Here is a 21296-nt window from a genome sequence, read left to right on the forward strand (position 1 = left end):
GTCGATCTGGCCCTCGGGGGTCGAGGCGCCGGCGGTGACGCCGACGGCGCCGCAGCCGGCGAGCCAGGCGGGGTCGATCTCGTCGGGCGACTCTATGTGGCGGGTGCGGGGGCAGGCGGCGGCGCAGGCGGGCTTCGGCCTTCGATAATGCAACGGTGGGACTACTTCAAGAGAGCGCGGGAAACAAGGCCCCACGGATTCACCTATACTAGTAGGGGCAACAAAGGACGACGCAGGGAAAAGCAAGGCGGGCAAGGGCGCTCCCCCTCAGGGAGCATAGGCGGGATAGGAGATCGGCATGGAGGAACCCGGACAACTTGGCGACGGGCTGGCAGAGCGGGGGCAGGCTCGCAGTGCTGCCCCCGGAGGCCCTTGCCCCGTCACGATCCCCCTGCCCCCGCAGGCCGCCTTCGCCCTCGCCGCGCTCGAGGAAGCCGGCTTCGAGGCATGGTGCGTGGGCGGCTTCGTGCGCGATGCGCTGCTCGGGCGGGCGTGCGCCGACGTCGACGTGGCCACCGACGCGCCCTGGCAGGAGGTGCAGCGCGTGTTCGAGGCGGCCGGCTGCCGCACGCACGAGACGGGCACGGCGCACGGCACGCTCACCGTAGTAGTGGAGCAAGAGGCGCTGGAGATCACGACCTACCGGGACGACGGCGTCTACGCGGACGCGCGGCACCCCGAGGCCGTTTCCTTCGTCCGCACCATCGAGGAGGACCTGGCCCGCCGCGACTTCACTATGAACGCGCTGGCCTACCATCCAAAACGCGGCATCCTCGACCCGTACGGGGGCGTGGCGGACCTCGAAGCACGCACGATACGCGCCGTGGGCGACCCCGCTCGCCGCTTCTCCGAGGACGCGCTGCGCATCCTGCGGGCATGTCGGTTCGCCTCGCAGCTGGGGTTCTCCATCGAGCCTGCCACCTACGCCGGCATGATGGCGAACAAGGGCCAGCTTCTGCGCATATCGGCCGAACGGGTGACGCACGAGCTGGAATGCCTGCTCTTGGGCGCGCACGTGCACGACGCCCTCATGGGCACGGTGGACGTGCTGGCCGCGGTACTGCCCGAGCTGGTGGCGTGCAAGGGCTTCGAGCAGCGCACGCCCTACCATGTATACGACGTGCTCGAGCACACGGCGTTCGTCGTGCAGAACACCCCGCCCTCCCCCCTCGTGCGCTGGGCGGCGCTCTTCCACGATATGGGGAAGCCGGCGGCGTTCTTCCAGGATGCGGACGGCACGGGGCACTTCTACGGCCATGCGAAGATCAGCGTGGAGCTGGCGCGGGCGGCCATGGGGCGGCTCGCACTCTCGCCGGCCTTCGTCGGGCGCGTGCTGACGTTGGTGAAGCATCACGACGACGTGATAGAGCCCACGCCGAAAGCCGTGAAGCGGGCCCTCGCCCGCCTGGGCGGCGACGTGGGGCTGTTCCGCGCGCTCTGCGACCTGAAGCGCGGCGACGCGCTCGCCCAGGCACCGCGGTGCGCGGGGCGCGTGGAGCTGGCCGACGAGCTCGAAGAGGTGCTGGGCGGGATACTGGAGGCGAACGAGGCCTTCACGTTGAGGAAGCTCGCCGTGGACGGCCGCGACGTGATGGCGGCCGGCGTGCGGCAGGGGCCGGCCGTGGGCGCCGTGCTCGCTGCGGCGCTCGACGCCGTGATCGACGAGCGCATGCCGAACGAGCGCGCGGCCCTGCTGGCCTTCGCAGCCGCCTGGCTCGCCGAGCAGGACGGCCGGGATGCGGCAGAGGGCACGAAGGGCCCGGAACGCGCCGCGGACGAAAAGCGGGCTGCGGGCGCAGGGAGCGGCGCCGGCGACGTGGCAGGCGCCTAACGGTTGGCCCACCTGCCTGCAACGGCGCCGCCGGACGGAGCCGGGGCCGCAGCGGGCGCTCCTATACTGACGGGATACCGAGACCCCGATAGGAAGCGAGGCGCCATGGCAACGATGACGCAGGAGCGCACCGAGCGCGAGACGACCCGGCAGGCCCAGCCGGGGGACGCGCCCCAGACCCAGGGCGAGACGCCCACCCCCATGAGCATCACCATCGTGGAGAACGGCCCGTACGTGGTCAACGGCTCCGTGCCGCTGCTCGAGGAGGTCATCACGCCGGTGGGCGGCCATCGCGAGTACCGCGTGCGCCGCACGTTCCCCGCCACGCAAACCTATGCGCTCTGCCGCTGCGGGCGCACGAAGACGCCGCCGTTCTGCGACGGCTCGCACGTCACGGCCGGCTTCGACGGCACCGAGACGGCCAGCCGCGAGCCCTTCGAGGAGCGCGCCGACGTCTACCCCGGCCCAGGCGCGTACCTGCTCGACGACAACCGCTGCGCCTTCGCGCGCTTCTGCCACCGCGAGGACGGCGACGTGTGGACGCTCACCGAGCTCTCGGGCGACGAGCGCTTGAAGGAAGAGGCGATAAAGGCCTCGTCGGACTGCCCCGCCGGGCGGCTCGTGCACTACGACACCGCCGACGGCACCCCCTACGAGCCCGAGCTGGATCCCGCGATCTCGCTTCTGGAGGACCCCGAGGAGGGCGTGAGCGGCCCGCTGTACGTGCGCGGGGGAATCCCCCTGATCAGCTCCGACGGCAGCACCTACGAGCTGCGCAACCGCTATGCGCTCTGCCGCTGCGGGGCGTCGCGCAACAAGCCGTTCTGCGATGCCATGCACGTGAGCATCGGGTTCTCGGACGGCTTGGACTGACGGAGCGCCGCACGGAAGCGCGGAGCGCCCGCAAGCGCCCTGTCGCAGCCCGGCAACGAGCGCGCCTCCCGGCCCGCTGGCGGGCAAGTTCGAAATTTTCAAAAAAAGTTGGGCTGGGGCCTTGACGAAGTCCATGGCTCCCCGTAATATATGCACTCGCGCTTGCGACTGTTGCAACAAGCAACGGAAGCACATCGGTTAGCCGATGGGGTGTCGTCTAATGGCAGGACAGCGGTTTCTGGTACCGTATGTGAGGGTTCGACTCCTTCCACCCCAGCCATTTTTGCGGTATACTGCACAGCGCACTATGTGGCTCCGTCGTCTAGCGGTTTAGGACGCCGCCCTCTCAAGGCGGAGGTCGCCGGTTCGAATCCGGTCGGAGCTACCAAGCAACTTGCAGGCCGGGGCATCAGCCCCGGCCTTTTTGCTATTTCGCCCCGAGGAAAGGGAGGCCGCATGGATCGAGCGAACACGGGCACGGCAACCCCATCGAGCATGGCCGTGCCAGACCCGGCCGATGCCTGCCTGGCAGCGCCCTTCGGCATGCCGGTAGAGCTGCTGCCGAACCTGTACCTGGTGCGCGTGCCGCTGCCGCACAACCCCCTGCGCGCGCTCAACTCCTACCTGATCTTGTCGAAGGACCGCACGACCATCGTCGATGTGGGCTTCAACCACCCCGCCTGCGAGGAGGCGCTCGGCCAGGCGCTCGCCGCCCTGGGGCGCACCTGGGACGGCGTGGAGATCGTGCTGACCCATTCGCATCCCGACCACACGGGAAACCTCGACCGCATCTACCGCGACGGCATGCCGGTCTTCGCGAACCTCCACTCGTTCCAAGAGGTGGAGAACCTGCAGGACATGGAGGCCCGCGTGTTCGGCCCCCTGCTGCTGAAGGCGGCCACGCCGCACCAGAGCGGCTTGGGCTTCGGAAAGGGCAAGCCTACGCTGCACGTATCGGCCGAGCTGCTGCCTCTGAAGAACCAGCCGGCCGTGACGTTCCTGCACGAGGGCGACGTGCTCCGTGCGGGGCCCTATGCGTTCGAGGTGCTGGAGACGCCCGGGCACGACCCGTGGCACCTCTGCCTCTACGAGCCGTCGCGCAGGATACTGTTGGCAGGCGATCACGTGCTCGAGCGCATCACGCCCTCGATAGCCTCGTGGTTCCCGGCCTACAACGCCCTGGAGGAGTTCCTGGCGAGCTTGGGGAAGGTAAGCAACCTGGACGTCGAGCGGGTGCTGCCGGGCCACGGCGCCGTGTTCGGCGATCTGCGCGGGCGCGCCCTGCACCTCATCAGCCACCACGAGGAACGCCTTCAGGAGATATACGACCTGGTGGCCGAGGGGCACGGGGACGTCGTATCCATCTCGTCGCACGCGAAGTGGCGCTACGACAACTGGCGCTCCTGGCCGCTCGACCAGAAGTTCTTCTCGATGGGCGAGACGATGGCGCACTTGGTGTACCTGGTTTGCGAAGGCAAGCTGAAGCAGACGATCTGCGGCGACGAGTACCGCTTCGAGCTGCCGTAGCCGACGGGGCGCGATACGGCATACGGCGCTGCGAGACAAGGAGCATCCCATGCACATCGACCTGATCATCGAAAGCGAGAACGTGTTCACCGGGACCGACGCCGCGACGAGGCCCGCCGCCGTCGCCATCTCCGGCGACCGCATCGTGGCCGTGGGCCCGCGAGCGGACGTGCACGCCTTCGCCCGCGCGCGCAACGAGGGCCCCGCGCCCGAGGTGCGCGACTTCGGCGACGCGCTCGTGGTGCCCGGATTCCACGATTCGCACCTGCACTTCTTCCATTCGGCCGTGTACGCCTCGCCCTTGGCGACCATGTTCCTCGGCGAGAACGAGGCCGACTGCGTCGAGCGCATGCGGGCGTTCGCCGCCGAGCGCCCGAACGGCTGGCTGCTGGCGCAGGGATGGCGCGAGTACCGGTGGGACCCGCCCGTGCTTCCCTCGAAGCGCTCGCTCGACGAGGCCTTCCCCGCCCGCCCCGTGGCGCTGTACTCGGGCGACGCCCACACGCTGTGGCTCAACTCGGCGGCGCTGGCCGAGCTGGGGCTCACGCGCGACAGCGTTCCCCCGGCGGGCGGCTCCTACGATCGCGACGAGGCGGGCGAGCTGACCGGCATCGTGCGCGAGGCGGCCGCCATGGAGCTGATGCCGCAGATCATGGGATCGTTCACCGACGAGGAGGTGGCGAGCGCCTACCGCGGGTTCTTCGCGCGGCTTGGCGCGTTCGGCGTGACGAGCGTCTGCGATATGTCGCTCATGGCGCATCCGGGGCTCGACTTCATCCGCGACGACGTGCACGCGGCCCTGCTCGAGCGCGGCGAGCTGACCGCGCGCGTGCACCTCTTCCCCACGCTGACGGGCGACATGGGCCGCTTCGAGACGATGCGCGCGCTCTACACGGGGCCGTGTTTGCAGGCCACCGGCTTCAAGCAGTTCTTCGACGGCGTGTCGAGCCAGCACACGGCCTGGGTGACCGAGCCCTACGCGAACGCGCGCGCCGAAGGCGACTGCGGCCGACCCACGGTGGACGCCGCCGTGATGCGCTCCTTGGTGCTGGCTGCCGCCGAGCGGGGCTACCCCGTGCGCATCCACACCATCGGCGACGCGGCCATCCACGCCGCACTCGACATCTTCGAGGAGGCGCGGGCGACGTACGGGCCGCTGCCGGAAGGGCGCCGCAACTGCCTCGAGCACCTGGAGAACTTCCTGCCCGAGGATCTCGGCCGTCTGGCCGAGCTGCAGGTGGTGGCCGCGGTGCAGCCGCCGCATATGACGCTCGACCCGGGCGGCCCCGAGCGCGACCTGGGGCCCGGGCGCGTGCCCTACATGTGGCCGCTGCGCACGCTGCTCGACCGCTCCACGGTGCTCGCGTTCGGGACGGACTCGCCCGTGGTGGACGTGAACTCGATGGACGTGCTGTACAGCGCCGTGACGCGCCAGGACCCGGGCACGCACGAGCCCGCCGGCGGCTGGCTGCCCGACGAGCGCATCGGCAGGGCGGAGGCCCTGCGCGCCTACACGCAGGGCAGCGCCGCGGCGGCGGGGCGCCGGCGCGAGCTGGGCACCCTCGAGACGGGCAAGCTGGCCGATATCGCCGTGCTCGACCGCAACCTGCTGGCTTGCGATCCGGAGGATATCCAGAAGACGAAGGTGCTGGCCACGTTCATGGGCGGCCGCTGCGTGTTCGAGCGGTAGGTTCGGGGGAAGGGGACGTTGCCCCCGTCTCCTCGCCTCATTCCCACATATGATCGAGCGGGCCGCTGCCCTTCCCCAGGTCGAGGCCCGAGGCGAGGGCGCCGTGCACGTAGGCCTTAGCGGCGCGCACCGCTTCCTCCATCGGAAGGCCCTTCGCGAGGCCGCAGGCGATGGCCGACGAGAGCGTGCAGCCGGTGCCGTGGGTGTTCTCGGTTTCGATGCGCTCCGCTCGCAACCAGAGCGCCGGTGCGTCCGCATGCGCCACGAGCACGTCGTCGGCGCGCGCGAAGCTGTGACCGCCCTTCACGAGCGCGGCGCCCCGCACCCGCCCGGCCAGCTCGCGGGCGGCACGTTCCATGGACGCGTCATCGTCCACCGCGAACCTGCACAGCACCTCCGCCTCCGGCATGTTCGGCGTGACCACGTCCGCGAGGGGCAGCAGGCGCGCCCTCAGGGCCTCGACGGCGTCCTCGCTGATGAGGCGCGCGCCGCTCGTGGCCACCATGACGGGGTCGACCACGATGTTGGCCGCCCCGTGGCGCTCGAGCGCGTCGGCGACGGCCTCGATGATGGCGGCCGACGACACCATGCCCACCTTCACGGCGGCGGGGCGGATGTCCTCGAACACGGCGTCGATCTGCTGGGATACGAAGGCCGGGTCGACGTCGAGCACGTCGGTCACGCCGAGGGTGTTCTGCGCCGTGAGCGCCGTGACGGCCGTCTCGGCGAACAGGCGATGCGCGGCGATGGTCTTGATGTCGGCTTGGATGCCCGCGCCGCCGCTGGAATCCGACCCCGCGATGCTGAGCACTGCTTCCATGTCGTTGTCCTTTCCTCGGGCGACGGCGCGGTTACGCGCCGAGCGCCGCCTGCACCGCCGCGCGCAAGCGGCGCGCGGCGGCTTCGATGTCGTCGGCGGCGAAGATGGCCGAGACCACGGCCGCCCCGTCGGCGCCCGTGCCGGCGAGCGCGGGCACGGTCCGCTCGTTCAGGCCGCCGATGGCCACGACGGGGATGTCGACGGCCGCGCAGATGGCGGCGAGGCCGTCTGCGCCCACGTCGGCGGCGTCGGGCTTCGTCGGCGTGCCGAACACGGCGCCCACGCCCAGGTAGTCGGCCCCGTCGGCCTGGGCGGCAAGCGCCTGCTCCACCGTCTGCACCGACACGCCCACGATGGCGTCCGGCCCGAGCTCCGCGCGCGCGTCGGCGCACGCGGCGTCGTCCTGTCCCACGTGCACGCCGTCGGCGCCGGCAAGCCGCGCCGCCGCCACGTCGTCGTTGACGACGAACGGAACGCCCGCCGCACGGCACAGCGGCGCGAGCGCGCGGGCGCGCAGCACCACCTCGGCCCGGGGCGCTTCTTTCTCGCGCAGCTGCACGAAGGTCGCGCCGCCCGCCAGCGCCTCCTCGACGCATGCGGCGAGCGTGCGCTCCCCCAGCCACGCGCGGTCGGTGACCGCGTACAGCGCCAACGCGCGGCGCAGATCCTCCCGTGGGTACATCGGCCCTCCTCTCGCTTCCGCCGGCTACGCCAGCTCTTCGACTTTCGCGCCTGCCTCGAGCGCGTTGCCGTCGAGGTTGTACAGCGCGTCCAAGAGGTAGGTGCGGAACGACCCGTTGCCGTCGAGGCCGCCCATGCGGGCTTGCGCCTGCTGGCCCGCAAGGCCCATGCCGGAGACCGCCGCCGCCTGCGACTCCAGGAGCGCGCCCGGGTTCGCCACCGCGTAGGCCGTGCACAGGCACGACAGCATGCAGCCGGCGCCCGTGATGCGGCCCATGAGAGGGCTGCCGTTGCGGACGGCGTAGGCGCGCTCGGCGTCGGCTACGATGTCGATGGCGCCCGTGATGGCCACGACCGCGCCCGTCTTCGCCGCGAAATCGCGCGCGAACGCCGCGCCGGCCGCCAGGTTGTCCTCGGTGACCGCATCGTCGGGACACACGTCAACCCCACGCGTGGCCGCCGCGCCGCCGGCGAGCGCCTTCACCTCCGACATGTTGCCGCGGATGACGGACACGGCCAGCTTGTCGAGCAAATCGCCCGCCACGCGCGTGCGCAGGGCCGACGCGCCCGCGCCCACCGGGTCGAGCACGATGGGATGGCCGAGCTCGCTCGCGCGGGCGCCGGCTGCGAACATGCCCTCGATGGAGCGCTCGTTGAGCGTGCCGATGTTGAGCGTGAGCCCGCCGCAGATGGACGCGATGTCCTCCACGTCGGCGGGCTCGTCGCTCATGATAGGGCTCGCGCCGATGGCCAAAAGCGCGTTCGCGCAGTCGTTCACCGTCACGTAGTTCGTGATGTTGTGCACGAGCGGCGAGCCCGCCCGCACGTTGTCCAGGGCCTTCTTCAAAGCGAATGCCTCCATAGGTTACTCCTTCCCAAGATCGACCGTCAGGCCGTCCATGATCTGATTTACGGTGCGCATGGCGCACATCTGGCCGCACATGGTGCAGGTGCCCTCCGTCGAAGGCGGGGCGCTCTCGAAGTACTCCCGCGCACGCACGGGATCGAGCGCCTCGGCGAACATGCCCTCCCAGTCCACGCGGCGGCGCGCGTCGCTCATGCGGTTGTCGGCATCGCGCGCGCCGGGCACGCCCTTCGCGATGTCGGCCGCATGCGCGGCGATCTTCGTGGCCACGAGGCCCTCGCGCACGTCGGCGGCGTCGGGCAGGCGCAGGTGCTCGGCCGGGGTGACGTAGCACAGGAAGTCCGCGCCCGACGAGGCGGCCACGGCCCCGCCGATGGCGGCCGTGATGTGGTCGTAGCCCGGCGCGATGTCGCAGACGAGCGGCCCGAGCACGTAGAAGGGCGCGTCGTGGCACAGGCGCTTCTCCAGCTTCATGTTGGCGGCGATCTCGTCGAGCGCCATGTGGCCCGGGCCCTCCACCATCACCTGCACGCCCGCGTCCCACGCGCGGCGCGTGAGCTTGCCGATCTCGATGAGCTCGGCGATCTGCCCCGCGTCGGTGGCGTCGTAGGTGGACCCGGGGCGCATGGCGTCGCCCAGGCTGATGGTCACGTCGTGCTCGTGCAGGATGGCCAGCACCTCGTCGTAGAACTCGTAGAAGGGGTTCTCGTTGCCGGTAGCCTCCATCCAGGCGAAGATGAGCGAACCGCCGCGGCTCACGATGTTCGTGAGGCGGCCCGTCTCGCGGAAGCTCTCGATGGTGCACCGGTTCATGCCGGCGTGGATGGTGACGAAGTCCACGCCGTCCTCGGCGTGCGCGCGCACCACGTCGAGGAAGTCCGCGGCCGTGATGCCGACGAGCGGCTTCTCCAGGTAGCCGATCGCGTCGTACAGGGGCACGGTGCCGATCATGGCCGGCGACTTCTCGATGAGGGCGCGGCGGAACGCGGCCGTCTTGCCGCTGTTCGACAGGTCCATGATGGCCTCGGCGCCGAGCTCGAGCGCCACGTCGACCTTCTTCCACTCCTCGGCCTCGCAGGCGAGGTCGCCCGAGATCCCTAAGTTCACGTTCACCTTCGTGCGCAGGCCGCCGCCCACGCCCTCGGGCGACAGGCTCGCATGGCGGATGTTCGCGGGGATGGCGATGCGCCCGGCCGCCACGCCCTCCCGGATGAACTCGGGGTCGCGCCCCTCCTTCTCGGCCACGATGCGCATGGCCGCCGTGACGGCGCCCGCGCGGGCGTGGTCGATTTGCGTGACGGGTGCAGGATTGCCGCGCGCTGCGGCGCTGATCTGCGTCATAGAGCTCCCTTCGTTGGCATTACCCATGTCAGGTTCCTCGGGTCGAAGCGTGCTTCGGCGCTTCCTCTCAGCCTGCCCGGCCGCTCATGCGGCTTGCAAGCTCCCCGGTATGTCAAGGCCGCCTCGCGGCGGCGCGGCGCCAGGCGGTGCCGCTCGGGCGATTATACCGCCCCGCCCTGCGTTTCGCGCGCCGAATCCGCCGGCGAGCCCTACGAACCGTCGAATTGCACGCAGGCCGAAGATGCCCCACAATGGAGGGAAAACGCGGGGCAGCGAGGAAAATCCATGGACGACGAACGGAAAAGGCAGCTCAAGCAGGCCTACGGCGAGCGCGAGCCCGCCATGGGCGTCCTGGAGATGCGCTGCCTCGCCACGGGCGAGCGGTTCCTCATCGCCTCGCGCGACCCGCGGGCAACCGAGAACGGCCTCGTCGCCCGCTTCGACGGCGGCAACCATCCCAACAAGCGCCTGCAAGCGCTGTGGAGCGAGCACGGCCACGGGGGATTCACGTTCGCCCTCATTGAGGAGCTGGAATACGACGATGCCCGCGAGGACCATGCCGAAGAGCTCCAGGCCCTGCTGGAGCTATGCCTGGAGGAGCATCCGGAAGCGAAGCGCGTCTGGCGGTGACTCGCGCCGCAACGGGGCGCGTCGCCTGCCGGCCGCGTCAGGGCAGCGGGTAGAACACGTACAGCGTCCCTTCCTCCACGGCGATGCGCGCGGGCTTGCCCACGAGCTCGTTGGACACGCCGCGGGACGTGCGGTTCGAAAGGTCCTCGTCGTCCAGCGAGTACAGCATGCCCGTCTCGATGACGCCGCGCGCGCAGTCGTTCGCGGAGAACACGGACACCGTGCCGGACTCCATCAGGGGCAGGTCCATCACGTCGGGGCCGGTGAGCGCGCGCAGGGCGCTGTCGGCGCCCACGGCGGTCACGTAGAACTCCCGCTCGGAGAACTTCGCGAACAGCTGCAGGTTCGCGATGGTGTGGTCGAGCCGCCCGCCCAGGGCCGCGTACACCACGAGGTCGTCGTAGTCCCAGGCCACGGCCTTCTCAAGCGCCAGCTCCATGTCGCTTTTGTCCTTCTTCACCGGAAAGCGCGACACGCGGCGGCACTTGGGGATGTAGCCGAGCGAGTCGAAGTCGCCCACCGCCATGTCGGGCTTCACGCCCAGCTCCTCCAGGTAGGCGAAACCGGCGTCCACGGCAATCACGAACTCGAACATGCCCGCCTCGTGGCGGGCCCTGAAGTCCTCGGCATTGAACTCGGGGGACGCCCCCACGATCGCGCACGTCGCCATCTACCTCGCCCCTTCCGCACGTCCGGCTGCCGGAGCCTGGGCCGCGAGCGCGGCAAGCCGCTCGCCCTCCAACCGGTGCAGCACGAGCGCGTCGACCCGTTCGGCATCCAAGCGCTCGTAGAACGCCAGCCCCGCCTCGTTCGTGTCGCGGCAGTGCCACGAGAGGCGCCGGTAGCCCCGCTCCTCGCAGAGCGCCGCCAGGCGCGCCATGAGCGCCCGGCCCGCACCGGCGCCTCGGTACGCCTCGTCCATGAACAGGTCCTCCAGGTACACGCCGCAGGCTCCCGTCCACACGGAGAACGCGCGACAGAAGATCGCGCACCCCACCACGCCGTCTTCCGGATGCTCGGCGACCAGCGCCTCGCCCGCCCCCTCGTCGAACATGCCCCGCACGATATCCGCAGGCGTGGCGGCCACCGCGCCTTCGCGGCCCATCGAGGCGGCGAGCCCCTGGGTCAGCCTGAGCAGTGCCGGCGCGTCCTCGCGCACGGCGAAGCGTATGGTGAGTTCCTCGTTCATGGTGCTCCTTGCCTCCGCGGGCACACGGCCCGCCCGCCGGCCGCACGCGGCCGGATCGGTTTTTCGCGCTGCTTCGCTTTTCGCGGGCGCGCGCTGCTTTCGGTTTGCTAGAATACCATATGCGAGCGGGCCAGACGATCGCGCACCTCGGTGTGAGGAAAGTCCGGGCTCCACAGGGCAGGATGCCAGCTAACGGCTGGGCGGGGCGACCCGACGGATTAGTGCCACAGAAAAGGAAACTCCCCCGCGAACACGCGCTTCGGCGCGCGGCAACGGGAGAAAAGCTGAAACGGTGCGGTAAGAGCGCACCAGCGCGCCGGCAACGGCGCGGCTTGGAAAACCCCATCCGGAGCAAGCGCAAATAGGAACGCGACACGGTGGCCCGCCGTACGTTCGGGTTGCGTGCTTGAGGCGTCTGGCGACAGGCGTTCGAGATAAATGGTCGTCCAACGACAGAACCCGGCTTATCGGCCCGCTCGCGCCTTCCCTTTCATACAGCAACCTTTTCGAGAATTCCCAACTGCCGAGAGCGGGCGGTCAGCAGCGGCTACGCGGGGAACAGCGTGTACGCGATGCCCTCTGCGGCGGCGTGCGGGCGGATGCTCACGCCGAAGGCCCGCTCGATGGCGCCGGTTTCCAGCACCTCTTCCACCGTGCCGGCCGCGGAGGCTCGCCCGCACTCCATGACGAGCAAACGGTCGGAGTAGCGCAGCGCCAAATCGAGGTCGTGGATGACCATGACGACGGTCTTGCCCGCCTCGACGTTCAGGCGGCGCACGAGCTCCATCGTCTCATGGCAGGCGCGGATGTCCAGGTAGGTGGTGGGCTCGTCGAGCACGATGAGGTCGGTGTCCTGCGCCAGCGTCATGGCGATGAACGCGCGCTGGCGCTCGCCGCCCGACAGCCGGCGCAGCTCGCAGTCGCGGAACCGCGCGACGCTCGCCAGCTCGAGCGCGCGCTCCACCTGCTCGCGATCCTCGCGCGAGAGCCTTCCCTGGCGCGCCTGGTAGGGGTAGCGCCCGCAGGCGACGAGCGCCTCCACCGTCATCGCCGGCGGGCGGCTGGCCTGCGCGAGCACGGCCACGCGCCGCGCCCGCTCCTTCGCCTTGAGCGACAGGGTGGGCACGCCGTCGATGCGCACCTCCCCCGCGCTCGGGCGCAAGAGCCCGTCGACGAGCTTGATCATCGTGGACTTCCCGCAGCCGTTCGGCCCCACGACGCTCGTCACCGCTCCGTGCGGGAACACGGCCGAGAGCCCCTCGATGAAGGGCAGCTTGCCGTAGGAGAACGACACATCGCGCACCTCGATGGCAGGGAGGGACGTTGGCTGGCGCCGCACGGGGTCCTTCGGCTCCGGCCTGCGGCCTCCGCTCAGGATGACAGGGTCAGTCAAGGGAACCCCTCCTGTTCTTCAAGATGAGGTAGATGAAGAAGGGGCCTCCCAGAAACGCCATGAGGATGCCCACGGGCACCTCGTAGGGCGCGAACAGCACGCGCGCGAGCAGGTCGCACACGACGACGAACGCCGCGCCCGACACGGCGGACAGGGGCAGCACCAACCGGTTGTCGTGGCCTACGAAGAACCGCACGAGATGCGGGATGATGAGCCCCACGAACCCGAGCAGGCCCGCGAAGCTCACGGCCGCCCCCGCCAGCACGGCGGCGAGGCCGAGCATGGCGAGACGCGTCGCCCCCACGTTCATGCCGAGCGCGTGCGCCGTGTCGTCGCCCAGCGCCATGATGTTGAGCTTTCCCGCTGCGAGCAGCGCCACGGCCAGGCCTCCCACGATGTAGGCCGCCGGCCACGCGAGGTCGTCCATGAGCACGCCGGACAGGCCGCCCACGAGGAACGCCGACGAGCCGATGTAGGCGTCGGGGTTCACGATGAGGATGGTGTTCATGCCGGCTCCGAACACCGACGTGATGGCGATGCCGGCCAGCACCACGGTGAGCCTCGACGTGCTCGCGCCCAGCGAGATGCCGAAGATGATGAGCGCGGTGGCCAGCGCGCCCGCGAAGGCCGCGAGCGGCGGCAGCCACAGCGCGCCGGGGAACACGCTTGCGGCGATGAGCACGAACAGGCCCGCGCCCGAGTTGATGCCGATGATGTTGGGGCTGGCCAGCGGGTTGTCGAGCACCGCCTGGATGATGGCGCCCGCCACGGCCAGCGCCCCGCCCGCCAGAAGCGCGGCCAGCACGCGCGGCAGGCGGACGTTCACGAGGATGCTCTTCGCCGATGCGCTCACGTCGCCGCCGGTCGCCCAGGCGACGAGGTCGCCCAGGCTCACCGACGACGAGCCCACGAGGAACGCCGCCGCCGTCACGCCCGCGAGGACGGCGGCGGAGACGACGATGGCGAGCGGCGCCGCCTTCTCGCGGCTGAACGGGGACACCTGATGCCCTTCGTCTTACGCGTACAGGGCGTCGAACAGCACCTGGTAGCTCTCGTCCCAGCGCTCGTTGGGCTTGTACTGGAACAGGTGCGGGTCGAGCGTGACGTAGCGGCCGTTCTGCACCGCGTCGAGCGTCGACCAGGCAGGGTTCGCCGCCGTCTGGTCCTCGAGAGCCTTCATGGCCGCAGCATCGTCGTTGCCCATGGGAACCACGAAGATGAAGTCGGGGTTCATCTCGATGATCGACTCCAGGCTGAAGTCCTTGAGCAGGCTCGGGTTCTCGTCGGCCAGGTTCTTGGCGCCGAGCTCGGCCAGCATCGAGCCGGTCATCGTCGAGGACGCCTGCACGCGCGTGCCGCCCGAGAACGTGGTGAGCACGAGGGCCGTCGGCGCCTCCCCGGCGGGCACCTTGGCCGTGATCGCGGCGATGCGGTCGGCCGTGGCCTGGGCGTTCTGCTCGTACAGGTCGTCGCGTCCCGTGATGTCGCAGCAGGTGCGCAGCATGCGCTCGTAATCGGCGAACGTCGTCACCTGGAAGCACGCCACCGGAATGTTCGACGCGGCCAGCGCCGCCTTGAGGTCGGCCTGGCTCGAGTCGCCGCCGCGGCCGCCCGAGCCGCTCGTCATGATGACGAAGTCGGGCTCGAGGGCGATGATGGCCTCGAGGTTGGGGCTGGAGAAGTCGCCCACCTTCTGCACGTTGTCGGACTTCAAGTCGTAGTCGGACAGCGTGAACGCGTCGTCGGAAGCGCCCACGAGCGTGCCGCCCGCGAGCTCCCACATGCTGGCGAAGCTGCCCATGCACGCCACCACGCGCTGCGGGTTGTCCACGGTCACCTCGGCCCCCGTGTCGTCGGTGAACGTGACCGCGCCGGCCTGCGAGGCCTGCCCGGCCTCCGCCTGCGGGGCGCCCGCGTCGGCGCCGGCCTCGGGCTGGGAGGTCGAGCAGCCGGCGAGCAGCATCGAGGCGGCGAGGGACGCGGCGACGGCAGCGGGCACGATGCGTTGGGAAACAAGCTTCATGGGAGATCCTTTCGATGAGATGTCCTAGGTCCAGCAAAGTCAGCGAGGGTTTCCATGGTGCCCGAGATCGTGGGGAGGCCGATGGCGAAGCGTACTTCGGTACGCGAGTCATTGGCATCGCCGCGAGATCGGGTGCCATGGGAAGCCGCAGCGTCGACTAGTTGCGCTGTTCGTCAGAACAGCGCAACCCATGTGCGCAGTAATCGTCCTGGGCGAGGATGTCGCCGTCGTGGTAGTAGGCGGCGCGCGCACGGCAACCGCCGCAGCCTTGCGCGTAGTCGCAGGTGCCGCACGAGCCAGAGTACGCCTGGGTGCGCAGCTTCTCGAACACGGGGCTCGTGCGCCAGATCTCGTCGAAGGGCTGCGTCCGCACGTCGCCGGCTTCCTCGGTCATGTAGGCGCAGGGGCGCACGATGCCCTCGCTGCCGACGACGCAGTACGTGAGGGCCGCCAGGCAGCCGCGCTCGAAGCGGGTGTCGACGCCCAGTTGCTTCGCGACGCGCGTGAACTGGGGCGCGCACGTGGGCTTCACGTCGATGGGCACCTGCGACGCCTTCGTCATGATGTCGTTCAGCAGCTTCTCGTTATCCAACACCTCGAGCGACGTCTCCTGGATGAACTTGCCGCGACCCACGGGGATGAGGAAGAACACGTAGTGGGCCATCGCGCCGATCTCGACGGCGAAGTCGGTGATGGCGCACACTTCGTCGCGGTTCCAGTCCACCACGGTGGTGTGCAGCTGGAAGGGCAGGCCGGCCTGCTTGCAGGCCTCGATGCCCGCCATGGTGAGGTCGTAGGCGTGCTCGAGCCCGCGGAACTTGTCGTGCTTGGCCGCGTCGAGGCTGTCCACCGAGATGCCCATGGCGCAGGCCCCGGCCTCCTTCAGCCTGGCCGCCGCCTCGGGCGTGATGAGCGTGCCGTTCGAGCCGAACACAGGGCGCAGTCCGCGCGAGGCCGCGTGCGCCACCAGCTCGTAGATGTCGGGGCGCATGAGCGGCTCGCCGCCCGAGAAGATCATCACCTTGAAGCCCGCGCGGGCGATCTCGTCGATCATCTTCCTTCCCTCGTCGGTCGAGAGCTCCAAGGCGCTGGCCTCCTCGGCATCCTGGTAGCAATGGACGCACTTGAGGTTGCACTTGTTCGTCGTCATCCACGACACGAGCATGGGCGTATCCTTTCGTTCGGGCGCACCGACAGAGGGTGCGCGGGGCACCGGGTGAATGAGCAGGCAAGATGAAGGGTTTGCGCCGGACGGACAGAACACTGGGGAGAGAGCGAAGGAAGAGGTGCCGCGCCCGTCCGGCGCCGGATGAGGCTAGCCGGACGGGTCGGGCTGGCCGCGGTAAGCGGCTACCACGGCCTCCAGATGGTCGAACACCGCCTGGCGCAGCTCGTCGAACGAGCCGTCGTCGCCTCCATGGGGAGCGATGTTCTCCATGAGGATGAAGTTCCTCTCGGCCGCGGCGGCATCCTGCGACGCGTCGAGGGCCAGGTAGCGTCGTGCCAGGTCGCGGTTGGACGGGCTGTCGACGGCCTCGCCTGCCGGCATGAGGCGGATAGTGTCGGCGATGAGCTCGTGCCATTGCGATACGGACTCGCCGCGGGCGATGCGATCCTTGGCGGCCGTCTCGGCGGCGGGGGCGTCGTCGCGGATGCAGGTGAGGCGCCAGAAGAACTGGCTCTCGCCCTGGCAGCGCTCCACGGTGGAGGCGAGCGCCTCCCAGTCCGGCATTCCCTCGCCGGCCTCGTCGTGCAGGGCGCGCAGGGTGGACATGCGCCTGAACAGCGCTTGGAACTGCTCCTCGATGGCGTCCATTTGCTCGCCGGCGAGCTCCTGCAGCGCCGCCGCCTCGTCGAACAGATCTGCATCGGATTTGACCTGGGCAAGCGACAGCCCCAGGTACTTCAAGGTCAGAATGCGATACAGGTCTTTCACGTTGTCGTCGGTGTACAGGCGCTGGTTCTGCGGACCCTTCGCCGACGGCGAGAGCAGGCCCTGCTGGTCGTAGTACTGGATCGTGCGCACCGTCACCCCGACGCGCCGGGCCAGCTCTCCCACGGTCAGGTATCGTTGATCGGTCATGCGGCTGCTCCTCATGAGGCTCCGCATCCGCTCGATGCGGCCGCCTCCTCGTCCTCGGCCGAACGCCCCCGTCCGACCGAAACCGAGCATATGCGATGACGCTACGTCGCCGTCAACGGCAAATCCCCGTCTTTCAGAAACTCACAACAAAAACGAGGGGAAATCCCTCGCCGCCGAGCGCACCGCCCGGCTAGCAGCGCGGAAGAGATGCCAGCCACGCGTCCACCTGGGCCTGGTCGGCCTCCACGGACAGGCGCTTGCGGCGCGCCGTATGACCCGAGGCCACGCCCACGCGCGACTTCGGCACGCCGAGCGCCTCGGCCACCAGCTTGCACACCGCCTTGTTCGCCTTGCCCCCGTCGGGCGGTGCCGTCACGCGCACGCACACCTCGTCGGCGCCCGCCGCATCCGCGCGCACGCCCGAAACCTCGTCACGCCCCGAGCGGGGCGTGACGTGAACGGCTATGATGGCAGGCTTCATGACCCTTGCGCTCGGCCGACAGGCCAGCGGAGCTCGCTAGTCGATTTCCTCGAACTCGAAGGCATCGTCGGCATCGCCGAAGCCGGAGAGGTCCTTCTCCACGCGGGAGGGCGTGGGGGTGGCGGGCGCCACGGACACGGCGCCGGTCTGCGGCATGGCGTAGGCGGCGGTGCCGTCGACGTTGATGGGGGCCTGGGCGGGCGAGGTCATCACGCGGCCCGTGGCCTCCACGGTCGTCTCCGCCACGCGGGCGTGCGCGCTCGTGGGCAGGGACGGAGTCGGGATCTCGCCGCCGATCTCGGCCAGCTTGCGCGTGGCGTCGGCGATGAAGTCGGTGAGCAGCTCCTGGTAGTCCTCGCGGGCGTCCTCGCGATCGTCCTCGAGCTTCTTGATGGCGTCGAGCACCTTCTGCTTCTCGGCCTCGGCCTTGTCCACGATGCGCTTGGCCTCGTCCTCGGCATCGTTGATGGTGCCGGCAGCCGTGGCATTCGCGTTCGAGATGATCTCGTCGGCGGAGCGCTGCGCGATGATGAGCGCCTGGGCGATGGCGTTGTCGTCGGCCTTCTTGGCCTCGAGCTGGCGCTCGAGGTCGGCGATGCGCGCATCCTTCGCGGCCAGCTCCTCGTCGCTCGCGGCGGCGACGGGCGCGGGCACGTCCTCGATGCGCGCCGGCGTGTCGAAACCGGCGAACGAGGAGTCGTCCAACTGGCGCTCCAGCTGGTCTATCTGCGCGGTCATCGCGTCGATCTCGTCGGCAACGTGCTCCAGGAACACGTCCACTTCGTCGACATCGTAGCCCTTGCGGTCGATCGAGAAGCTCTGGTTGTGGATATCAGCCGAGGTGATTGCCATAGTCGGTCCCTTCGTCCTGTCCGCGCGGACGCGGTTCAAGCGCAGCTAAAACAAGTTTACTATCAAACGTACCCCGAATTGTAGTACAAGCAGGGCGATGATGGGAGTAACGTCCACCATACCTCCAAGCGGGGGAATCAGTTTCTTGAACAGGTTGAGGTACGGATCGCACACGCGGCCGAGCACCCGGTAGATGTCGGCGAGCAGGCCGCGGTCCGTGGGGAGCCACGACATGAGCACGTACACGAACAGCACCATGCTGTACACGTCGGCTAGCGATACGATGAGGTATTTCAAGCTCAGCACGAGCCCAGCTCCTTCTCTTGGTAGACGGTCGGCGCCCGGGAAGGCGCGCTACAGCACGCCCTGGTTGCGCAGCGCCAGGCGCTCGGCCTCGGTGAGCGCGGCGCCCCGCGTGATGGCGAACACCTTGTCGGCCACGGCCTCCACGCGGGCGTCGAGCGCGCTCGACACGCCGAACGAGAAGTCCAGGATGCGCTTGGCCAGCTGGTCGGGCGTGTTGCGCAGCGCAAGCACCACCACGTCGCCCGCTTTCAGTATCTTGGCCACGCGTTCCACCTCGCCGTAGCTCGCGGGCTTGAGCACCGAGATGGCGCGCGACGGGTTGTGCGCGGGCGTGCCCGAGCCGGCGTACGCCTCGTAGGGGTCGAACGAGCCGGTGGCCTGCGAGGAAGCGGGCGCCGTGGCCGTCGCGGTGGCCACGGCCACGGTGGCGGAGGCCGCAGCCGCCCCCACGGTCGCCGCAGCCGGAGAAGCCGCCTTGCCCGTTGCGGGCTCCGCCTCGGCCGCGCTGGGCTCGAACAGCGCGTTCAGGCTCTCGGAGCGCTCGCGGCGCGCGGCCGTGTGGGCCGGCGACGAGGGCGCGGGCATCGTGGCGTCCACCACCGTGCGCTCGCCCCGGTAGCTGGACGACGTGGACGACACGCGGCGCGGCGGCAGCGGGTCGCGGCGCAGGCTGTCGGGCACCTGGGTATGGGCGCGCACGTCGTCGATGGACACGAGCTTGGGGAAGTCGGAATCCGACGAGGAGCGTGCGCTGCGGCTCCCCCCGCGCGCCGGGCGCGTGGTCACGGGCGCGTACGGATCGTAGCGCGAGGCGGGCGCCCCGTCGTCGTAGCCCGGGCCGTACTCGCCGAACTCGTCGTCGTAGTCGCCGAAGTCGTCCCCGTAGTCATCGAGATACGCGTCGTCGTATCCGCCGCCGTTGCCGGCCGCGTCAGCAAAGCCCAGCTTCGACTTGATGCCGTCGAGCATCCCGCCGCCGTGCTCGGATCGCTTGATTTTGGGCAGCTCCATGTTCACCACCTGCTTCGTTTGGTTCCGGCGGTCGAGCCGCCGCTGCGTTCACCCTGCTGCGTTTTTCCGTCTGTCCTTGCTTCGCGCCGCTCGAGGCGTGCCGGCGCCCATCGGCCCTGTGCGCAGTGCCCCGGCACCCGGGCCTCAAGCCTCGAAGGCATCGTCGAACACGGCCCTTCCGATGCGCACTATGGTAGCGCCCGCGCGCACGGCCTCGCGCCAATCTTCGCTCATGCCCATAGAAAGCCCATCGAACAGGGCCGCTTGCGCGGGATCGAGCCCGGCGCGCAGCTGGGCATACAGGTTCGCGAGGCCCTCGAACACGGCGCGCGCCGCGGCCGGGTCGCCCTGCGGCGCCATGGTCATGAGGCCGCGCACCCGCACGTGCGGAAGGCGCGCGCATACGTCGAGCAGCGCGCGCACGTCGCCGGGAGCCAGGCCGCCCTTGCTCTCCTCCCCCGACACGTTCACCTCCAAGAGCACGTCCTGCACCTTGCCCGCCACCGCGGCGGCCTCGTCGATCTTGCGGGCGTGGCGCTCCTCGAAAAGCGAGTGGACGAGCGCGGCCGACCGCACGATGTCGGGGATGCGGCGCGACTGGATGTTGCCGATGAAGTGCCAGGTTGCCTGCGGGAACGCCGCCGCCTTCTCGGCCAGCCCGTCGGGGCGGTTCTCGCCGAAGTCGCGCGCGCCGGCTGCCAGGGCGCGCGCGACGGCGTCCGGGCCCACGGTCTTCGACACGGCCACGACCGTGACCTCAGCCGGGTCGCGCCCGGCCTCGCGGCAGACGGCGGCCACCTCGGCCGCCACGTTCGCATATCGTTGCTCGATGCCCATGGCCCTATCCTTTCTGCAGCACGGCGATGGCGCCATGGCGGCCGCAGGTGCCGCCCGACGCGCGGTAGGAGAAGTAGTCGTCCAGCCGGCAGGCCGTGCACGCGCCGGCATCCGCGATGCGCTCGGCGGCGAGGCCGGCCCCGCCCAGATCGCACGCGAGGGCGCGCGCGAGGTCGACATGCCGCCCGTCAGGGGCGACGTCCGCGCCATAGCGGTCCACGAACCGGGCGCGCACCTCGGCGCCCGTCTCGAAGCATTCCGCGTGGATGTGCGGACCCAGGTAGGCGTTGAGCGCTGCGGCCGCAGAGGACGGCGCTATGCCCAGCTCGGCGGCGTCGCGCGCGGCCAGGAGCCGCACGGCCTTCCCGGCGATGCCGGCTACCGCCCCGCGCCAGCCGGCGTGGACGACGGCGAAGCGCCCCGTGGGAGAGGCGAGCACCACCGGCACGCAGTCGGCGAAGCACAGCAGCGCCGCAACCTGCGGCACGTCCACGAGCAGGCCGTCGGCCCCCTCGAGCGCGCGGGCGCGCGCGGCCTCGACGGCGCCCGGCTCGGCCGAGGCCACCTCCACGATCTCGTCGCCGTGCACCTGGCTCGGCACCACGAGGGCCGCCTCCCCCGCGCCGAGCGCCTCCAGCAAGAGCTCCCGGTTGCGCGCCACGGCCGCAGGGTCGTCGCCCACGTGCCCGCCCAGGTTGAGCGCGGCGTACGGCCCCTCGCTCACGCCGCCCGCGCGGCAGGTGAACGCGATGCGCACGCCGGTGCGCTCGAACAGGGCCTCGTCGGTGAGCGCCGATAAGCGACGCGCGCCGAAGAGGCGCGCGTCGAGATGCGGTACGGGAAGGGTTGCGGCCGATGCCATG

The 21296-nt window shown here is 70.0% G+C and carries 22 protein-coding genes, 2 tRNA genes, 1 other RNA gene and 1 pseudogene; 8 read left to right on the forward strand and 18 right to left on the reverse strand.

Features of this window, described 5'->3' with window-relative positions:
* Positions 1-195 (reverse strand): annotated as a pseudogene (locus tag C1877_RS15945) (hypothetical protein); the annotation flags it as partial.
* A gap of 103 nt (positions 196-298) precedes the next feature.
* Here C1877_RS15945 and C1877_RS14630 point away from each other — a divergent pair.
* The 6 genes from C1877_RS14630 to C1877_RS14655 all read left to right on the forward strand — a co-directional run bounded on the left by C1877_RS14630 (position 299) and on the right by C1877_RS14655 (position 5921).
* On the forward strand, positions 299-1831 hold the full coding sequence (locus C1877_RS14630) for a CCA tRNA nucleotidyltransferase (RefSeq protein ID WP_114569491.1): 1533 nt from the start codon (positions 299-301) through the stop codon (positions 1829-1831).
* Between the two features lie 105 nt (positions 1832-1936).
* The gene (locus C1877_RS14635) at positions 1937-2704 is read left to right on the forward strand and encodes a CDGSH iron-sulfur domain-containing protein (RefSeq protein WP_015539738.1); all 768 of its coding nucleotides are present in this window, start codon (positions 1937-1939) and stop codon (positions 2702-2704) included.
* 206 nt (positions 2705-2910) lie between these two features.
* A tRNA-Gln gene (locus C1877_RS14640) sits at positions 2911-2984 on the forward strand.
* 31 nt (positions 2985-3015) lie between these two features.
* Positions 3016-3092: transfer RNA gene (locus C1877_RS14645), tRNA-Glu, on the forward strand.
* A 68-nt stretch (positions 3093-3160) separates the two neighbouring features.
* Complete coding sequence (locus C1877_RS14650) at positions 3161-4231, forward strand: MBL fold metallo-hydrolase (protein WP_227156080.1); 1071 nt, start codon at positions 3161-3163, stop codon at positions 4229-4231.
* Positions 4232-4280: 49 nt separating this feature from the next.
* Positions 4281-5921, forward strand: coding sequence for an amidohydrolase (locus C1877_RS14655; protein ID WP_114569492.1), 1641 nt, complete (start codon positions 4281-4283; stop codon positions 5919-5921).
* Between the two features lie 37 nt (positions 5922-5958).
* Here the strand turns inward: C1877_RS14655 and thiD are convergent, their stop codons facing one another.
* From thiD to thiC, 4 genes are read right to left on the reverse strand one after another with little or no spacing between them, the layout of a single operon-like run.
* Positions 5959-6741 carry a bifunctional hydroxymethylpyrimidine kinase/phosphomethylpyrimidine kinase gene (thiD, locus tag C1877_RS14660; RefSeq protein ID WP_015539740.1) on the reverse strand — a complete coding sequence of 261 codons (783 nt, stop codon included), beginning with the start codon at positions 6739-6741 and terminating at the stop codon, positions 5959-5961.
* Positions 6742-6772: 31 nt separating this feature from the next.
* The gene (gene thiE / locus C1877_RS14665) at positions 6773-7423 is read right to left on the reverse strand and encodes a thiamine phosphate synthase (RefSeq protein ID WP_114569493.1); all 651 of its coding nucleotides are present in this window, start codon (positions 7421-7423) and stop codon (positions 6773-6775) included.
* A gap of 24 nt (positions 7424-7447) precedes the next feature.
* On the reverse strand, positions 7448-8284 hold the full coding sequence (gene thiM / locus C1877_RS14670) for a hydroxyethylthiazole kinase (protein ID WP_114569494.1): 837 nt from the start codon (positions 8282-8284) through the stop codon (positions 7448-7450).
* A 3-nt stretch (positions 8285-8287) separates the two neighbouring features.
* Positions 8288-9628 carry a phosphomethylpyrimidine synthase ThiC gene (gene thiC, locus C1877_RS14675; protein ID WP_114569495.1) on the reverse strand — a complete coding sequence of 447 codons (1341 nt, stop codon included), beginning with the start codon at positions 9626-9628 and terminating at the stop codon, positions 8288-8290.
* A 285-nt stretch (positions 9629-9913) separates the two neighbouring features.
* Here thiC and C1877_RS14680 point away from each other — a divergent pair, with 285 nt between their 5' ends.
* A complete protein-coding gene (locus C1877_RS14680) occupies positions 9914-10258 on the forward strand; it encodes a GIY-YIG nuclease family protein (RefSeq protein WP_015539742.1) in 345 nt (114 codons plus the stop codon).
* A 37-nt stretch (positions 10259-10295) separates the two neighbouring features.
* Here C1877_RS14680 and C1877_RS14685 read toward each other — a convergent pair whose 3' ends face one another.
* Both C1877_RS14685 and C1877_RS14690 read right to left on the reverse strand, forming a co-directional pair.
* Positions 10296-10928 (reverse strand): thiamine diphosphokinase, encoded by a 633-nt coding sequence (locus C1877_RS14685; RefSeq protein ID WP_015539743.1) that lies wholly within the window; start codon positions 10926-10928, stop codon positions 10296-10298.
* Complete coding sequence (locus tag C1877_RS14690) at positions 10929-11447, reverse strand: GNAT family N-acetyltransferase (RefSeq protein WP_015539744.1); 519 nt, start codon at positions 11445-11447, stop codon at positions 10929-10931. It abuts the gene before it with no gap.
* A gap of 122 nt (positions 11448-11569) precedes the next feature.
* On the opposite strand from C1877_RS14690, the gene rnpB reads away from it, so the two are divergent.
* Positions 11570-11930: RNase P RNA component class A (rnpB, locus tag C1877_RS14695), an RNA gene on the forward strand.
* Between the two features lie 64 nt (positions 11931-11994).
* Here rnpB and C1877_RS14700 read toward each other — a convergent pair.
* The 11 genes from C1877_RS14700 to C1877_RS14755 form a co-directional block, all read right to left on the reverse strand.
* Complete coding sequence (locus tag C1877_RS14700) at positions 11995-12840, reverse strand: ABC transporter ATP-binding protein (RefSeq protein ID WP_227156084.1); 846 nt, start codon at positions 12838-12840, stop codon at positions 11995-11997.
* Positions 12833-13840, reverse strand: coding sequence for a FecCD family ABC transporter permease (locus tag C1877_RS14705; RefSeq protein WP_041239407.1), 1008 nt, complete (start codon positions 13838-13840; stop codon positions 12833-12835). The genes C1877_RS14700 and C1877_RS14705 overlap by 8 nt, the downstream gene beginning before the upstream one ends.
* 15 nt (positions 13841-13855) lie before the next feature.
* Complete coding sequence (locus C1877_RS14710) at positions 13856-14863, reverse strand: ABC transporter substrate-binding protein (protein WP_114569496.1); 1008 nt, start codon at positions 14861-14863, stop codon at positions 13856-13858.
* 157 nt (positions 14864-15020) lie between these two features.
* Positions 15021-16028 (reverse strand): putative heme d1 biosynthesis radical SAM protein NirJ2, encoded by a 1008-nt coding sequence (gene nirJ2 / locus C1877_RS14720; RefSeq protein WP_015539745.1) that lies wholly within the window; start codon positions 16026-16028, stop codon positions 15021-15023.
* Positions 16029-16178: 150 nt separating this feature from the next.
* Complete coding sequence (locus C1877_RS14725) at positions 16179-16946, reverse strand: MerR family transcriptional regulator (RefSeq protein WP_114569497.1); 768 nt, start codon at positions 16944-16946, stop codon at positions 16179-16181.
* A gap of 190 nt (positions 16947-17136) precedes the next feature.
* A complete protein-coding gene (locus C1877_RS14730; RefSeq protein WP_015539748.1) occupies positions 17137-17427 on the reverse strand; it encodes a DUF167 domain-containing protein in 291 nt (96 codons plus the stop codon).
* 36 nt (positions 17428-17463) lie between these two features.
* Positions 17464-18279 (reverse strand): DivIVA domain-containing protein, encoded by an 816-nt coding sequence (locus tag C1877_RS14735; RefSeq protein WP_015539749.1) that lies wholly within the window; start codon positions 18277-18279, stop codon positions 17464-17466.
* A 45-nt stretch (positions 18280-18324) separates the two neighbouring features.
* Positions 18325-18585, reverse strand: a complete 261-nt coding sequence (locus tag C1877_RS14740) for a YggT family protein (protein ID WP_041239409.1) — start codon at positions 18583-18585, stop codon at positions 18325-18327.
* Between the two features lie 48 nt (positions 18586-18633).
* Positions 18634-19596: a cell division protein SepF gene (locus C1877_RS14745; protein ID WP_096228559.1), complete on the reverse strand. Its 963-nt coding sequence runs from the start codon at positions 19594-19596 to the stop codon at positions 18634-18636.
* Between the two features lie 144 nt (positions 19597-19740).
* Complete coding sequence (locus C1877_RS14750) at positions 19741-20433, reverse strand: YggS family pyridoxal phosphate-dependent enzyme (RefSeq protein ID WP_114569498.1); 693 nt, start codon at positions 20431-20433, stop codon at positions 19741-19743.
* A gap of 4 nt (positions 20434-20437) precedes the next feature.
* Positions 20438-21295, reverse strand: coding sequence for a purine nucleoside phosphorylase YfiH/LACC1 family protein (locus tag C1877_RS14755; protein ID WP_114569499.1), 858 nt, complete (start codon positions 21293-21295; stop codon positions 20438-20440).
* Between the last annotated feature and the right edge of the window lies 1 nt (position 21296).

It is taken from the genome of Gordonibacter pamelaeae (genome assembly GCF_003340385.1).
GTDB classification, from domain to species: domain Bacteria; phylum Actinomycetota; class Coriobacteriia; order Coriobacteriales; family Eggerthellaceae; genus Gordonibacter; species Gordonibacter pamelaeae.

Excerpts from the sequence above, each read along its gene's own strand:
- C1877_RS14630 (WP_114569491.1), top strand. The coding sequence starts at position 299 with ATGGAGGAACCCGGACAACTTGGCGACGGGCTGGCAGAGCGGGGGCAG.
- C1877_RS14635 (WP_015539738.1), top strand. The coding sequence starts at position 1,937 with ATGGCAACGATGACGCAGGAGCGCACCGAGCGCGAGACGACCCGGCAG.
- C1877_RS14650 (WP_227156080.1), top strand. The coding sequence starts at position 3,161 with ATGGATCGAGCGAACACGGGCACGGCAACCCCATCGAGCATGGCCGTG.
- C1877_RS14655 (WP_114569492.1), top strand. The coding sequence starts at position 4,281 with ATGCACATCGACCTGATCATCGAAAGCGAGAACGTGTTCACCGGGACC.
- thiD (WP_015539740.1), bottom strand. The coding sequence starts at position 6,741 with ATGGAAGCAGTGCTCAGCATCGCGGGGTCGGATTCCAGCGGCGGCGCG.
- thiE (WP_114569493.1), bottom strand. The coding sequence starts at position 7,423 with ATGTACCCACGGGAGGATCTGCGCCGCGCGTTGGCGCTGTACGCGGTC.
- thiM (WP_114569494.1), bottom strand. The coding sequence starts at position 8,284 with ATGGAGGCATTCGCTTTGAAGAAGGCCCTGGACAACGTGCGGGCGGGC.
- thiC (WP_114569495.1), bottom strand. The coding sequence starts at position 9,628 with ATGACGCAGATCAGCGCCGCAGCGCGCGGCAATCCTGCACCCGTCACG.
- C1877_RS14680 (WP_015539742.1), top strand. The coding sequence starts at position 9,914 with ATGGACGACGAACGGAAAAGGCAGCTCAAGCAGGCCTACGGCGAGCGC.
- C1877_RS14685 (WP_015539743.1), bottom strand. The coding sequence starts at position 10,928 with ATGGCGACGTGCGCGATCGTGGGGGCGTCCCCCGAGTTCAATGCCGAG.
- C1877_RS14690 (WP_015539744.1), bottom strand. The coding sequence starts at position 11,447 with ATGAACGAGGAACTCACCATACGCTTCGCCGTGCGCGAGGACGCGCCG.
- C1877_RS14710 (WP_114569496.1), bottom strand. The coding sequence starts at position 14,863 with ATGAAGCTTGTTTCCCAACGCATCGTGCCCGCTGCCGTCGCCGCGTCC.
- nirJ2 (WP_015539745.1), bottom strand. The coding sequence starts at position 16,028 with ATGCTCGTGTCGTGGATGACGACGAACAAGTGCAACCTCAAGTGCGTC.
- C1877_RS14725 (WP_114569497.1), bottom strand. The coding sequence starts at position 16,946 with ATGACCGATCAACGATACCTGACCGTGGGAGAGCTGGCCCGGCGCGTC.
- C1877_RS14730 (WP_015539748.1), bottom strand. The coding sequence starts at position 17,427 with ATGAAGCCTGCCATCATAGCCGTTCACGTCACGCCCCGCTCGGGGCGT.
- C1877_RS14735 (WP_015539749.1), bottom strand. The coding sequence starts at position 18,279 with ATGGCAATCACCTCGGCTGATATCCACAACCAGAGCTTCTCGATCGAC.
- C1877_RS14745 (WP_096228559.1), bottom strand. The coding sequence starts at position 19,596 with ATGGAGCTGCCCAAAATCAAGCGATCCGAGCACGGCGGCGGGATGCTC.
- C1877_RS14750 (WP_114569498.1), bottom strand. The coding sequence starts at position 20,433 with ATGGGCATCGAGCAACGATATGCGAACGTGGCGGCCGAGGTGGCCGCC.
- C1877_RS14755 (WP_114569499.1), bottom strand. The coding sequence starts at position 21,295 with ATGGCATCGGCCGCAACCCTTCCCGTACCGCATCTCGACGCGCGCCTC.